Source organism: Mesorhizobium sp. M0208, from assembly GCF_040322015.1.
Lineage (GTDB): Bacteria > Pseudomonadota > Alphaproteobacteria > Rhizobiales > Rhizobiaceae > Mesorhizobium.
This window is the reverse complement of record NZ_JAMYSP010000002.1, coordinates 122,843-136,839: the sequence shown is the minus strand read 5'-3', so window position 1 is coordinate 136,839 and position 13,997 is coordinate 122,843. Positions and strand designations below refer to the sequence as shown.

General features: G+C 62.7%; 12 protein-coding genes. 11 read left to right on the top strand and 1 reads right to left on the bottom strand.

What is annotated here, in order from left to right:
- Window positions 1–121 precede the first annotated feature (121 nt).
- Together metK and trmB are read left to right on the top strand one after the other, a co-directional pair.
- Window positions 122–1,411: a methionine adenosyltransferase gene (gene metK / locus NKJ17_RS02705; protein ID WP_023719567.1), complete on the top strand. Its 1,290-nt coding sequence runs from the start codon at window positions 122–124 to the stop codon at window positions 1,409–1,411.
- Between the two features lie 11 nt (window positions 1,412–1,422).
- On the top strand, window positions 1,423–2,124 hold the full coding sequence (gene trmB / locus NKJ17_RS02700; RefSeq protein ID WP_352686823.1) for a tRNA (guanine(46)-N(7))-methyltransferase TrmB: 702 nt from the start codon (window positions 1,423–1,425) through the stop codon (window positions 2,122–2,124).
- Window positions 2,125–2,183: 59 nt separating this feature from the next.
- Here trmB and NKJ17_RS02695 read toward each other — a convergent pair whose 3' ends face one another.
- Window positions 2,184–2,348 (bottom strand): hypothetical protein, encoded by a 165-nt coding sequence (locus NKJ17_RS02695; RefSeq protein ID WP_254816264.1) that lies wholly within the window; start codon window positions 2,346–2,348, stop codon window positions 2,184–2,186.
- Window positions 2,349–2,629: 281 nt separating this feature from the next.
- Here NKJ17_RS02695 and rimP point away from each other — a divergent pair, with 281 nt between their 5' ends.
- The 9 genes from rimP (at window position 2,630) to pnp (ending at window position 13,910) form a co-directional block, all read left to right on the top strand.
- The gene (gene rimP, locus NKJ17_RS02690) at window positions 2,630–3,262 is read left to right on the top strand and encodes a ribosome maturation factor RimP (protein ID WP_254816265.1); all 633 of its coding nucleotides are present in this window, start codon (window positions 2,630–2,632) and stop codon (window positions 3,260–3,262) included.
- A 46-nt stretch (window positions 3,263–3,308) separates the two neighbouring features.
- On the top strand, window positions 3,309–4,904 hold the full coding sequence (gene nusA, locus NKJ17_RS02685; protein ID WP_352686820.1) for a transcription termination factor NusA: 1,596 nt from the start codon (window positions 3,309–3,311) through the stop codon (window positions 4,902–4,904).
- A gap of 38 nt (window positions 4,905–4,942) precedes the next feature.
- Window positions 4,943–5,593: an RNA-binding protein gene (locus NKJ17_RS02680; protein WP_352644408.1), complete on the top strand. Its 651-nt coding sequence runs from the start codon at window positions 4,943–4,945 to the stop codon at window positions 5,591–5,593.
- Window positions 5,590–8,157, top strand: a complete 2,568-nt coding sequence (gene infB / locus NKJ17_RS02675) for a translation initiation factor IF-2 (RefSeq protein WP_352686817.1) — start codon at window positions 5,590–5,592, stop codon at window positions 8,155–8,157. Before NKJ17_RS02680 ends, infB begins: the two co-directional genes overlap by 4 nt.
- A 124-nt stretch (window positions 8,158–8,281) precedes the next feature.
- Window positions 8,282–8,707 carry a 30S ribosome-binding factor RbfA gene (gene rbfA / locus NKJ17_RS02670; protein ID WP_352470068.1) on the top strand — a complete coding sequence of 142 codons (426 nt, stop codon included), beginning with the start codon at window positions 8,282–8,284 and terminating at the stop codon, window positions 8,705–8,707.
- Complete coding sequence (gene truB / locus NKJ17_RS02665; RefSeq protein WP_352686814.1) at window positions 8,707–9,660, top strand: tRNA pseudouridine(55) synthase TruB; 954 nt, start codon at window positions 8,707–8,709, stop codon at window positions 9,658–9,660. The genes rbfA and truB overlap by 1 nt, the downstream gene beginning before the upstream one ends.
- A gap of 147 nt (window positions 9,661–9,807) precedes the next feature.
- Window positions 9,808–10,902 (top strand): magnesium/cobalt transporter CorA, encoded by a 1,095-nt coding sequence (gene corA, locus NKJ17_RS02660; RefSeq protein WP_352686811.1) that lies wholly within the window; start codon window positions 9,808–9,810, stop codon window positions 10,900–10,902.
- 140 nt (window positions 10,903–11,042) lie between these two features.
- Complete coding sequence (gene rpsO / locus NKJ17_RS02655; RefSeq protein ID WP_280940423.1) at window positions 11,043–11,354, top strand: 30S ribosomal protein S15; 312 nt, start codon at window positions 11,043–11,045, stop codon at window positions 11,352–11,354.
- A 408-nt stretch (window positions 11,355–11,762) separates the two neighbouring features.
- Window positions 11,763–13,910 (top strand): polyribonucleotide nucleotidyltransferase, encoded by a 2,148-nt coding sequence (pnp, locus tag NKJ17_RS02650; protein ID WP_352686808.1) that lies wholly within the window; start codon window positions 11,763–11,765, stop codon window positions 13,908–13,910.
- Window positions 13,911–13,997: the final 87 nt, after the last annotated feature.

Here is a 13,997-nt window from a genome sequence, read left to right as displayed (position 1 = left end):
TAAATAACGTCAAAATTCATGCCAGAACGGCTGCATGGCTTGACGAGCGGCGCCCGGCACCGTTAACAACTGGCGCGCCAAAATCGGCGGCCTGCCGATATTTTTTCAAGAGGGGACACCCGTGACGCGGCACAATTACTTCTTCACCTCGGAATCCGTTGCCGAGGGCCATCCCGACAAGGTCTGCGACCGCATCTCCGACGAGATTGTCGATCTCGTCTATCGCGAAGCCAGAAAGACCGGCATGGACCCGTGGAAGGTCCGCGTTGCCTGCGAGACGCTTGCGACAACCAATCGCGTTGTCATCGCCGGCGAGGTGCGCGTCCCCGAGACGCTGCTCAAGAAGGACAAGGAGGGCAATGTCCTGAAGGATGCGGCCGGCCATCCGATTGTCAACCCGGCCAAGTTCAAGTCGGTCGCCCGCAAGGCAATCCGCGAAATCGGCTACGAGCAGGCCGGCTTCCACTGGAAGACGGCCAAGATCGAGGTCCTGCTGCACGGCCAGTCGCCGGATATCGGCCAAGGCGTGGACAACGCCTCCGACCGGCAAGGTGAGGAGGGAGCCGGCGACCAGGGCATCATGTTTGGCTATGCCTGCCGCGAAACCCCGGACCTGATGCCTGCGCCGATCTATTACAGCCACAAGATCCTCGAACTGCTGGCCGCTGCGCGCCATGAAGGCAGCGGTGATGCAGGCAGGCTCGGGCCGGATGCCAAGAGCCAGGTCACCGTCCGCTATGTCGACGGCAAAGCGGCGGAAGTGACGCAGATCGTGCTGTCGACCCAGCATCTCGATGAGACATGGGATTCGAAGAAGGTGCGCAACGTCGTCGAGCCCTATATTCGCGAAGCACTGGGCGACCTGAAGATCGCCGACAATTGCAACTGGTACATCAACCCGACCGGCAAGTTCGTCATCGGCGGGCCCGACGGCGACGCCGGCCTGACCGGCCGCAAGATCATCGTCGACACCTACGGTGGGGCTGCGCCCCATGGCGGCGGCGCTTTCTCCGGCAAGGACACCACCAAGGTCGACCGCTCGGCCGCCTATGCGGCGCGCTATCTCGCCAAGAACGTGGTTGCCGCGAAGCTCGCCGATCGCTGCACTATCCAGCTTTCCTATGCGATCGGTGTCGCCCAGCCGCTGTCGATCTACGTCGACCTCCACGGCACCGGCAAGGTCGACGAGGCAAAGCTCGAGCGTGCACTGCGCACCGTGATGGACCTGTCGCCGTCCGGCATCCGCCGCCACCTCGATCTCAACAAGCCCATCTATGCCAAGACGTCGTCCTACGGCCATTTTGGCCGCAAGGCCGGCCGCGACGGATCCTTCTCCTGGGAGAAGACCGATCTCGCCAAGGCGCTCAAGGACGCTCTCGCCGAACCGGTCGCCGAAGCAGTCGCCGCCTAACCGCGGCGCCTATGGACCCGAAGGACCGGCCAAGCCGTGCGACCGAGGCCTTTTTCGGTCGCCGGCGCGGCAAGACCATTCGACCACAGCAGGCAGCGGCGCTGGAGAGCGGCTTTGCCGCCTACAAGCTCGATCTGACGGTTGGACCACCGGCCGATCTGCGCAGCCTTTTCGAAGCCGGAGTTTCCGCTGTCCAGCTCGAAATCGGTTTTGGCGGCGGCGAACATCTTCTGCACCGTGCTACGGCCAGCCAGGCGACCGGCTTTATCGGCGTCGAACCTTTCGTCAACGGCATGGCCAAGATGATGATGGCGGTCCGGGAGCGGCCGCTTGCCAATCTGCGCGTCTATGATGACGACGCCACGCGCCTGCTGGACTGGCTGCCGCAGGCTTCGCTTGACGGCATTGACCTCCTCTATCCGGATCCGTGGCCGAAGAAGAAGCACTGGAAGCGGCGCTTCGTCAGCCCGGTCAATCTCGACCGCTTCGCGCGCGTCCTGAAGCACGGCGGAAAGTTCCACTTTGCGTCCGACATCGACAGCTATGTGAACTGGACGCTCCTGCATTGCCGGGCGCACGGCGCCTTCACGTGGCAGGCGAGCGAAGCAGCCGACTGGCATCGGCCCTATGATGGCTGGCCGGGGACACGCTATGAGGCCAAGGCCATTCGCGAAGGCCGACGGCCCGCCTATCTGACCTTCGTGCGAAAATAAGCGGGAAATTAGAGCTGAGCACAAGGCGAGCGGCCGAAGGCTCTCGGCGCTCACTTGGCTCAGAAGCGACGGATCTTGTCGAAGGCCGCCGGCTCCATGCCGAGATTGCGCAGATCATGCGCACGCGGCTTGCGACCGTTTTCCACAGCCCGCGACGCTGCTACGGCGCTGCCGAACACGCTAAAGACATCGCCTATGGCTGAAAAAAATCCACGATTGTTCATGATCGTACCCTTTCGAGCGCAGTGAGCGCTCCAATTGTGCAATGCAACATAGATAGTCGTGCGTGGCCGGTGCTCAAAGGGGGATAACTGCATGGGCGCCATGCATTTGGCGCAGCGCTGCGGACTCGGTGCCTTGCCGTCATGCAGGACGGGCTTGAAACGAGGACCATGATCGTCTATATCAGCTTCAAATTCTTGGTCGGTATGACGAAGAGTGGGTCCACCCGGTCCCGCTCTTTTTTATTACCTGCCGACCAACAGGGATCGAGCGACAGGACCGAATGACAGTGACGGCGAGCGAAGGCGACGACCGCATCATCCGCGAAAGCGGCATCGATGCGCGCATCGCGCTGATCGTTCAGCCGGTACTGCGCGCCATTGGCTTCCGCTTGGTACGTGTGCACCTGTCGGGCCAGAACGGGCTGACGCTGCAGATCATGGCCGAGCGCGAGGACGGCACCATGACGGTCGAGGATTGTGAAGAGGTCAGCCGGGCGGTGTCGCCGGCGCTCGATGTCGATGATCCGATCGAGAAGGCTTATCATCTCGAAGTGTCGTCGCCGGGCATCGACCGGCCGCTGGTCCGCAAATCGGACTTTGCAGCCTGGGCCGGCCATCTGGTGAAGATGGAGACGTCTGTCCTCGTCGCCGACCGCAAGCGCTTCAAGGGCAAGATCGCCGAAAGCGACGCGGACGGTGTGGTGATCGAGCGCGACAAGGCCGCTTACGGCGAGGAGCCGACGGTGCGTGTTCCCTACGATGCGATTGCCGAAGCGCGGCTGGTTCTGACCGACGATCTTATCCGCGATGCACTGTCGAAGGACAACCGGGCGCGCAAGGAAGCCAGGAAACGCCGCGGCGAACCCGAAGACGCACCAGCGGGTGCGGAAGACGAAACCGAACAGGAAATGTGATTGGGCTGCCGGCGGTAAGGTCGGCGACAAGCTCGGGAGAAACAAGATGGTTGTAAGCGCCAACAGGCTTGAACTGCTGCAGATCGCCGATGCGGTCGCGCGTGAAAAGTCGATCGACAAGTCGATCGTCATCGCCGCCATGGCCGATGCGATCCAGAAGGCCGCGCGCTCGCGCTACGGCCAGGAAACCAATATCCGGGCGGATATCAATCCGAATACCGGCGAGATGAAGCTGCAGCGGCTGATGGAAGTGGTCGAGAAGGTCGACGACTACGCGACCCAGATTGCCATTTCCTCGGCGCGCGAGCGAAATCCGGACGCCCAGCTCGGCGATTTCATCGCCGAACAGCTGCCGCCGATGGATTTCGGCCGTATCGCCGCCCAGTCGGCCAAGCAGGTGATCGTGCAGAAGGTGCGCGAGGCCGAGCGCGACCGGCAATATGACGAATACAAGGACCGTATCGGCGAGATCGTCAACGGCACCGTCAAGCGCGTCGAATACGGCAACGTCATCGTCGATCTCGGCCGCGGCGAGGCGATCATCCGCCGCGACGAGCTGATTCCGCGCGAAAACTACAAGTATGGCGATCGCGTCCGCGCCTATGTCTATGACGTGCGCCGCGAACAGCGCGGCCCGCAGATCTTCCTGTCGCGCACCCATCCGCAGTTCATGGCGAAGCTGTTCACCATGGAGGTGCCGGAAATCTACGACGGCATCATCGAGATCAAGTCGGTCGCCCGCGATCCGGGTTCGCGCGCCAAGATCGCTGTCATCTCGCGCGACAGCTCCATCGATCCGGTCGGTGCCTGCGTCGGTATGCGCGGCAGCCGCGTCCAGGCGGTCGTCGGTGAATTGCAGGGCGAGAAGATCGACATCATTCCGTGGTCGCCTTCGGCGGCGTCCTTCATTGTCAATGCGTTGCAGCCGGCGGAAGTCGCCAAGGTCGTGCTCGACGAGGATGCCGAGCGCATCGAGGTCGTCGTTCCCGATGATCAGCTGTCGCTGGCCATTGGCCGTCGCGGCCAGAACGTCCGTCTTGCCTCGCAGCTCACCGGCTGGGATATCGACATCCTGACCGAGCAGGAAGAAAGCGAACGCCGCCAGAAGGAATTCGTCGAACGATCGTCGCTGTTCATGGAAGCCCTCGACGTCGACGAGATGGTCGGCCAGGTGCTCGCTTCCGAAGGCTTCACCAGCGTCGAGGAAGTCGCGTATGTCGATTCCGGCGAAATCGCGTCGATCGACGGCTTCGACGAGGACACTGCTTCGGAAATCCAGACCCGCGCCCGCGAATATCTGGAGAAGATCGAAGCCGAGCACGACGAGAAGCGCAAGGCCCTCGGCGTCAAGGATGAATTGCGCGAGATTCCCGGCATCACCACCGCCATGATGGTGACGCTCGGCGAGGACGGCGTGAAGACGATCGAGGATTTCGCCGGCTACGCCGCCGACGACCTGACCGGTTGGAAAGAACGCAAGGACGGCGAGACGAAGGTATTCCCGGGTGTGCTCGCCAACCATGGCGTATCACGCGCCGATGCCGAGCAGATGGTCCTGGCGGCTCGCCTGAAGGCTGGCTGGATCACCGAAGACGAGCTTGCCGCCGAGGGCGCGCCGGCTGACGAAACCGTCGGTGCGTGAGGTGAAACCGCATCGCACCGAACCCGCCCTTGGACGAGATGAACGATCGCACCTGCATCGTCACCCGCAGGCAAGCCGAACCGGATGAACTGATCCGTTTCGTCGTCGGCCCGGATTCGGCCGTCGTTCCGGACATCAAGAGAAACCTGCCCGGCCGCGGTTGCTGGGTGACGGCCGACCGCCTACATATAGACAAGGCAGCGGCGAAAAACCTGTTTGCCCGTGCTTTTAAGGCGCAGGTGAGCGTGCCAGCCGATCTTGGCGGTATGGTCGACGCGCTGCTTTCCAGGTCCGCTCTGGGCATGCTTGGCTTGGCCCGCAAGGCGGGCGCCATAGCGCTTGGAGCGACCAAGGTCGAGAGTGCCGTGCGCGGCGGACTTGCACTTTTCGTGCTCCACGCGACCGAGGCTTCCGACGATGGCGTCCGCAAGATAAGCCAGGCGCGACGGGCAACCGTCCACCTCGGCGGGCCTGCGATCCGCGCTTACAAACTTTTCTCCGAGGCCGAGTTGAGCTTGGCATTGGGGGGTACAAATGTGATACATGCTGCCGTTCTCGCGGGAGACGCGGGCAGGGCGGTCCAGAAGCGCATGGTTGCGCTCGACCGATATCGGGGCGGTTCCCCGGACGATCTGGCAATGCTTGCGGCCGTTGCTGACGAAGATGATGCCGCAGAGGATATGGAATGAGCGATACGAAATCGGGCGACGACAAGACGCTGAGTGTTACGCCGAAGAAGACCTTGACGCTGAAGCGCCCCGGTATGGAGCAGGGCACGGTGCGCCAGAACTTCTCGCACGGCCGCACCAAGTCCGTGGTCGTCGAGACCAAGAAGCGCAAGTTCTCGCTGCCTGGCGACAAGCCGGAGCCGGCGGCAGCGCCTGTGTCCGTTTTCACGCCGAAGCCGGTCGCGGCAGCGCCTGCCGTGCAGGAAGCTCCCAAGGCGCCGCCGCCTATGCCGTCGGTCGAGCGCGGCGGCATGGTGCTGAACGAGTTGTCGCGCCAGGAAATGGAAGCACGCCGCCGGGCTCTCGAGGGCTCGAAGGTTCGCGACGTCGAGGATCGCCAGCGCGCCATCGAGGAAGCCAAGCGCCGCAGCGAGGACGAAGAGCGCCGCCGCCGCGAGCGCGAGGAATCGGCTCGCCGTCAGGCCGAGGAAGAGGCACGGCTGCAAGCCGAGGCTGAATCCCGCCGCCGTGCCGAGGAAGAGGCGCGCCGCCGTGCGCCGCTCGCCGCCGAACTGGCGACGGTCGATGACGAGGAAGAGGTCAAGCCGAAGCGGACCGGTGCCGGTGCACCGGTGCGCCGTCTCGTCACGCCCGAAGTGGCACGTCCTGCCAAGCCGACCAAGGGCGAGGAAGACCGCCGCCGCGGCAAGCTGACGCTGAATTCGGCTCTTTCCGACGAGGATGCGCGCGCCCGCTCGCTCTCGTCGATGCGCCGTCGTCAGGAGAAATTCAAGCGCGCGTTGCATAACGAGCCGCGCGAGAAAGTCATGCGTGAAGTGATCCTGCCCGAAACCATTACTATCCAGGAGCTGGCGCAGCGCATGTCCGAGCGCGCCGTCGACGTGGTCAAGTTCTTCATGAAGCAGGGCCAGATCCTGAAGCCTGGTGACGTGATCGACGCCGACACGGCCGAACTGGTCGCCACCGAATTTGGCCACACGGTCCGCCGCGTCGCCGAGTCCGACATCGAAGAGGGCTTGTTCAACATCGCCGATCGCCCCGAGGACCTGCAGCCGCGTCCGCCGGTGGTAACGATCATGGGCCATGTCGATCACGGCAAGACCTCGTTGCTCGATGCCATCCGCAATGCCAACGTCGTCTCCGGCGAGGCCGGCGGCATTACCCAGCATATCGGCGCCTATCAGGTCGAGAAGAACGGTCACAAGATTACCTTCATCGACACGCCCGGCCACGCCGCCTTCACGGCGATGCGTGCCCGCGGTGCCCAGGCGACCGATATCGCCATCCTGGTGGTGGCAGCCGACGACAGCGTCATGCCGCAGACGATCGAATCGATCAATCACGCCAAGGCGGCCGGCGTTCCGATCATTGTGGCGATCAACAAGATCGACAAGCATGACGCCGACCCGCAGAAGGTGCGTTCGGAACTGCTGCGCCACGAGGTGTTCGTCGAATCGATGGGCGGTGAGGTGCTGGATGTCGAGGTGTCGGCGACCAAGGGCATCAATCTCGACAAGTTGCTCGAAGCGATCCTGCTGCAGGCCGAAATCCTCGACCTGAAGGCCAATCCGGACCGCACCGCCGAAGGCGTGGTCATCGAAGCCCAGCTCGACAAGGGCCGCGGCCCAGTCGCTACCGTGCTGGTGCAGACCGGCACGTTGATGCCGGGCGACATTCTCGTCGCCGGCAACGAATGGGGCCGGGTACGCGCGCTCGTCAATGATCGCGGCGAGCAGGTCAAGGAAGCGCCGCCGGCAATGCCGGTGGAGGTGCTCGGCCTGCAAGGCACGCCGCAGGCCGGCGACCGCTTCGCCGTGGTCAACAACGAGGCCCGCGCCCGCGAGATCACCGAATATCGCCAGCGTCTGGCGCGTGAGAAGGCGGTGGCCAGGCATGCTGGCCAGCGCGGCTCGCTTGAACAGATGATGTCGCAGTTGCAGACCAGCGGATTGAAGGAATTCCCGCTGGTCATCAAGGGCGACGTGCAGGGCTCGATCGAGGCGATCAACGCGGCGCTCGACAATCTCGGCACCGACGAGGTGCGCGCCCGCATCGTCCATGCGGGGGCTGGCGGCATTACCGAAAGCGACGTGTCGCTGGCGGAAACTTCGGGGGCTGCGATCATCGGCTTCAACGTTCGCGCCAATGCGCAGGCCCGCGCAGCCGCGGCTGCGGCAGGCATCGAGATCCGCTACTATTCGATCATCTACAATCTGGTCGATGATGTGAAAGCGGCGCTCTCCGGCCTGCTCTCGCCGGAGCGTCGCGAGACCTTCATCGGCAATGCCGAGATCCTCGAGATATTCGACATCACCAAGGTCGGCAAGATCGCCGGCTGCCGTGTCACCGAAGGCAAGGTCGAGCGTGGTGCGGGCGTGCGCCTGATCCGCGACAACGTCGTCATCCACGAAGGCACGCTGAAGACCCTGAAGCGCTTCAAGGACGAGGTTTCGGAAGTTCCGGGCGGCCAGGAATGCGGCATGGCCTTCCAGAACTACGAGGACATGCGTGTCGGCGACGTCATCGAGTGCTTCCGCGTCGAGATGGTGACCAGGACGCTCTGAGCTCGAACGTTCGAGTTCGGGCATCCATCGAGACCGGGCGGTGGTCGAAAGACCGCCGCCCAAACCATATGAGACATGGTGGTGCGGTCCTATCCCGCACCCCACGATTTCAGGATAGAGAAAAATGCCCCGTTCAATCACATCAGGCCCATCCCAGCGCATGCTGCGCGTCGGCGAGCAGGTGCGCCATGCTCTGTCGGAAACCTTGCAACGTGGCGAGATCCTCGATCCGTTGATCGAGAATGCCGTGGTGTCGGTCTCGGAAGTGCGCATGTCGCCCGATCTCAAGATCGCCACCGCCTTCGTCTCGCCGCTTGGCGCCAAGGATGCCGGCGTGGTGGTCGAAGCGCTCAACAAGCATGCGAAGTTCGTCCGCGGCCGTGTCTCCGGTGCGCTGCGGCAGATGAAGTACATGCCGGAATTCCGCTTCCGGCTCGACACCAGCTACGACAATTTCCAGAAGATCAACGAATTGCTGCACTCGCCCGAAGTGGCGCGCGATCTCAGCGCCGACGACAAAGACAAAGACGACCGGAAGGACAGCGAATAGTGGCGCGTCGCGGCAAGAAGAAGGGCCGGCCGATCTCGGGCTGGCTGGTACTGGACAAGCCGGTCGGCATGGGCTCGACTGAAGCCGTCGCCAAGATCAAATGGCTGTTCCAGGCGGAAAAGGCCGGCCATGCCGGCACACTCGACCCGCTGGCGTCCGGCATGCTGCCGATCGCGCTCGGCGAAGCGACCAAGACCGTGCCATACGTCCAGGACGGCGCCAAGGTCTACCGCTTCACGGTTGCCTGGGGCGAGGAGCGTTCGACCGACGACCTCGAAGGCCCGGCGACCAAAAGCTCGGACCGCCGTCCGGCGGAAGCCGACGTACGGGCGCTGCTTTCGAAATATACCGGCGTCATCATGCAGACGCCGCCGCAATTTTCGGCGATCAAGATCGCCGGCGAGCGCGCCTACGACCTTGCCCGCGATGGCGAGACAATCGACATTCCGCCACGCGAGGTTGAGATCGGCCGGCTCGACCTGGTCGAGCACATGGCAGATCGCACCATGTTCGAGGTCGAATGCGGCAAGGGCACCTATGTCCGCTCGCTGGCGCGCGACATGGGCCGCGACCTTGGCTGTTTTGGTCACATCGCCGAGCTGCGGCGGGTCGAGGTCGAGCCGTTCACGCAGGAAGATTTCGTCACCTTGGCCGAGTTGGAGGCCGCCCGCTTCGGCGAGCAGGGCGAGCCGCAAGCAGCAGACGCGCCGATCGACTTCGGTACCATCGATGCACTTCTGGTCGACACCGCCGCGGCGCTCGAATGCTTGCCGCAGGTTGCGATCAGCGACGATGCGGCAACCAAAATCCGCCTCGGCAATCCGGTCATCATTCGCGGCCGTGACGCGCCGGTAGAAGCGGAGGAGGCCTGCGCCACCGCGCGCGGCAAGCTGGTCGCCATCGGCGCCATCGAGCAAGGCATTTTCAAGCCAAAGCGGGTCTTTGTCGGGTAACAGCTGTCGCCCGGCGCATGATCTCCAAACCGGATTCTATTTTGGGAAAGGATCATGCGCTAAATCAACAGGCCTACGGCGTCGTTTGCCGTCCGAAAGGATGCGCTGCGCTGTAGTGCCGTTCGACGCTGCACTCGAGGGGGGCACATGGCAAAGGCTGACACTGTCAACAAACGAGCGGCGCTCAAAACACGGAGGCCGCCGGTCGGGGCTTCGCCGGGCACGCTGATCGCCGACCCGGCGGCGCGCCGCTCGGAGCTCAGGCTGACGTTGATCTCGCCCGAAAAGTTCAAGACCATCGACAATGCCAGCATCGACGACGTCAACACCCATTGCCACAATTGGCCGGTTATCTGGCTCGATTGCACAGGCCTCGCCAACATCCAGCTGATCGAGGAGATCGGCCGGATCTTCAACCTGCATCCGCTGGCGCTGGAAGATGTCGTCAACACCGGTCAGCGGCCGAAGGTGGATTTCTTCGAGGACCACGCCTTTGTCGTCGTCAGGATGATCGACGACGTCACCGCGCACCGTTACGAACAGATCGCCGTCTTCTTCGGCAAGACCTTCGTCGTCACCTTCCAGGAGCGCGAAGGCGACCCGTTCGATCCCGTGCGCAAGCGGATCGCAAGCTCGGTGCCCAACCGCTTGCGCTCGCGCGGCGCCGACTATCTCGCCTATGCTTTGATCGACGCTATCGTCGACAGCTATTTCCCGCCGATCGAGGCTGCCGGCGAATTGGTCGACAGCATTGAGGACCAGATGCTGAACCAGGCGCACAAGCATCAGATGCGGCAGCTTCACGAATTACGGCGCGATGCCAATGTGCTGAAGGGCGTGCTTTGGCCGATGCGCGATGCGCTGGCGACCATGATCCGCAACGACGTCTCTTATGTGAAGGCCGAAACCAAGATATTCCTGAACGACACGCTCGATCATTCGCTGCGATTAATCGAACTGGTCGAAACCCAGCGCGACATGCTGACCGGCCTGATCGAGATGCACTTGTCGCTCAGCCAGGCGCGCACCAACGACGTCATCAGCTATCTGACGATCGTCTCGGTGATCTTCATGCCGCTTACCTTTCTCGTCGGCGTATGGGGCATGAATTTCGACCCCGACACCTCGCCCTGGAACATGCCGGAGCTGAAAGCCTATTACGGCTATCCGCTGTCGCTCGCCTTCATGGCGCTTGTTGCGGTCGGGCTCTTTGCGTACTTCAAATGGAAGAAATGGCTCTGACTAGGCGGAAGTGCCCGTTTACGCAGCAAAAAGCCGGCTTGTGAATTAGGCTGGCCTTTTTGTCGGAATTGCACTATATGCGCCGCAGCCTCGCGCTTTGACGCGTTGCTTGCACCGGCCCCTGCTGGACGACATCCCGGCTGAGGGCGTCCCGTTTCCTCAAACAGACAAGGAAAAACACGATGTCGATTACTGCCGAACGCAAGAAGGAATTGATGGGCGAATTCGCAACCGCCAAGGGCGATACCGGGTCTCCGGAAGTCCAGGTGGCCATCCTTTCCGAGCGCATCAAGAACCTGACCGATCATTTCAAGGACCACAAGAAGGATAACCATTCCCGCCGTGGTCTGCTCGCTCTCGTTTCCCAGCGCCGCAGCCTGCTTGATTATCTCAAGCGCAAGGACGACGCGCGCTATCAGACGCTGATCGAGAAGCTCGGTCTGCGCCGTTGACGAATTGACCGGCGGGTTCTTTCGAGAGCCCGCCGGTCGCGCATTGGAGCATCGGATCATCCAAGGCTCCAATGAAGAAAGCAGAGCGCCGCGCACCGATTTGGACGCGCAAAGGACGCTCTGAGGTTTAGATTTGCGCAGGATATTTTCCGAAAACCTGGTTTTCGGGTTCACGCGCAAGGCCAGTCGGATCGATTGGCCAACCCGGTTTCGAAACAGCAGAGGGCCACTCGAAACCGCCCATGGACGGTCATGGGGCAGGATTGCAGGACGCTCGTGCGGCACCGCGCCGAATAAGCCGAGCCTCCCGTTGTCTTGCCCGTGGCTGCCCGAGAAAGGAAGCCAAGGGAAAGGGGCATCCGCGCACGCTGAAACGGCGCGGCCCTTTCCGCATACGAAGGACAAGACATGTTCAATTACCACAAAGTGGAAATCGAATGGGGCGGCCGCCCGCTCATTCTCGAAACCGGCAAGATCGCGCGTCAGGCTGATGGCGCGGTGCTGGCCACCTACGGCGAAACCAAGGTTCTCGCCACCGTCGTCTCGATGAAGGAGCCGAAACCCGGCCTCGATTTCTTCCCGCTGACGGTCAACTACCAGGAAAAGACTTACGCCGCAGGCAAGATCCCGGGTGGCTATTTCAAGCGGGAAGGCCGTCCGAGCGAGAAGGAAACGCTGGTTTCCCGCCTGATCGACCGCCCGATCCGCCCGCTCTTCGCCGAAGGCTACAAGAACGACACGCAGATCGTCGTCACCGTCGTCCAGCACGATCTCGAAAATGATCCGGACATCCTGTCGATCGTCGCCACCTCCGCCGCCCTGACCTTGTCCGGCGTGCCGTTCATGGGCCCGGTCGGCGGCGCCCGCGTCGGCTACATCAACGGCGAATACGTGCTCAACCCGCACGTCGACGAGATGCAGGAATCGAAGCTCGACCTGGTCGTCGCCGGCACCGCCGACGCCGTGCTGATGGTCGAGTCCGAAGCCAAGGAACTCGGCGAGGACCTTATGCTGGGCGCCGTCATGTTCGGCCACAGGGGCTTCCAGCCGGTGATCGACGCGATCATCAAGCTGGCTGAAGTCGCGGCCAAGGACCCGCGCGACTTCACCGCGCCGGACTATTCCACACTTGAAGCCGAGATGCTCAAGATCGTCGAAGGCGAGCTTCGCGACGCCTACAAGATCACCGACAAGCAGAAGCGCTATGCCGCCGTCGACGCCGTCAAGGCGAAGGTCAAGGCCGCGTTCGCGCCGGCAGAAGGCGAAGAGGCCAAATACACGTCCGAACAGATCGGCACCGTGTTCAAGGAGCTCCAGGCCAAGGTCGTGCGCTGGAACATCCTCGACACCGGCTCGCGCATCGACGGCCGCGACCTGAAGACGGTCCGCAAGATCGTCTCGGAAGTCGGCGTCCTGCCGCGCACGCACGGCTCGGCGCTGTTCACCCGTGGCGAGACCCAGGCGCTGGTCGTCGCCACGCTCGGCACCGGCGAGGACGAGCAGTATGTCGATTCGCTGACCGGCATGTACAAGGAGAAGTTCCTCCTGCACTACAACTTCCCTCCCTATTCGGTCGGTGAAACCGGCCGCATGGGTTCGCCGGGCCGCCGCGAAATCGGTCATGGCAAGCTCGCCTGGCGCGCCATCCGGCCGATGCTGCCGACCGCCGACCAGTTCCCCTATACGTTGCGCGTCGTTTCGGAGATCACCGAGTCCAACGGTTCGTCATCGATGGCTACCGTCTGCGGCACCTCGCTGGCGCTGATGGATGCCGGCGTGCCACTGGCCAAGCCGGTCGCCGGTATTGCAATGGGCCTGATCAAGGAAGGCGAGCGCTTCGCCGTGCTCTCCGACATTCTTGGCGACGAGGACCACCTCGGCGACATGGACTTCAAGGTTGCCGGCACCGCCTACGGCATCACCTCGCTGCAGATGGACATCAAGATCGAGGGCATCACCGAGGAGATCATGAAGATCGCGCTTGACCAGGCCAAGGAGGGCCGTCAGCACATTCTCGGCGAAATGGCCCACGCGCTGTCCGGCGCGCGTGCCGAACTCGGCGAGTTCGCACCGCGCATCGAGGTCATGCACATTCCGACCGACAAGATCCGCGATGTGATCGGCTCGGGCGGCAAGGTCATCCGCGAAATCGTCGAAAAGACCGGTGCCAAGATCAACATTGAGGATGACGGCACGGTCAAGATCGCTTCGGCCAACGCCAAGGAGATCGAGGCGGCGAAGAAGTGGATACACACCATCGTCGCTGAGCCGGAAGTCGGGGAGATCTACGAAGGCACGGTCGTCAAGACCGCCGACTTCGGCGCATTCGTCAACTTCTTCGGCCCGCGTGACGGTCTCGTCCACATCTCGCAGCTCGCCAATGATCGTGTCGCCAAGACCTCCGATGTCGTCAAGGAAGGCGACAAGGTCTGGGTCAAGCTGATGGGCTTCGACGAGCGCGGCAAGGTCCGCCTGTCGATGAAGGTCGTCGACCAGGCCACCGGGAAGGAAATCGCTCGCGACAAAAAGAGCGAAGGCGAAGAAAACGCCGCCTAAGCTGATCTAACTATGCAATCGAAGCGGGCGCGCCGGAAGGTCGCGCCCGTTTGCATTCAACAACAGCCTTGCAGTTCAAGAGTGGTG

Coding starts and splice junctions, on each gene's coding strand:
- trmB (WP_352686823.1), top strand. CDS start 1,423: ATGGACCCGAAGGACCGGCCAAGCCGTGCGACCGAGGCCTTTTTCGGT.
- NKJ17_RS02695 (WP_254816264.1), bottom strand. CDS start 2,348: ATGAACAATCGTGGATTTTTTTCAGCCATAGGCGATGTCTTTAGCGTG.
- rimP (WP_254816265.1), top strand. CDS start 2,630: ATGACAGTGACGGCGAGCGAAGGCGACGACCGCATCATCCGCGAAAGC.
- nusA (WP_352686820.1), top strand. CDS start 3,309: ATGGTTGTAAGCGCCAACAGGCTTGAACTGCTGCAGATCGCCGATGCG.
- NKJ17_RS02680 (WP_352644408.1), top strand. CDS start 4,943: ATGAACGATCGCACCTGCATCGTCACCCGCAGGCAAGCCGAACCGGAT.
- infB (WP_352686817.1), top strand. CDS start 5,590: ATGAGCGATACGAAATCGGGCGACGACAAGACGCTGAGTGTTACGCCG.
- rbfA (WP_352470068.1), top strand. CDS start 8,282: ATGCCCCGTTCAATCACATCAGGCCCATCCCAGCGCATGCTGCGCGTC.
- corA (WP_352686811.1), top strand. CDS start 9,808: ATGGCAAAGGCTGACACTGTCAACAAACGAGCGGCGCTCAAAACACGG.
- pnp (WP_352686808.1), top strand. CDS start 11,763: ATGTTCAATTACCACAAAGTGGAAATCGAATGGGGCGGCCGCCCGCTC.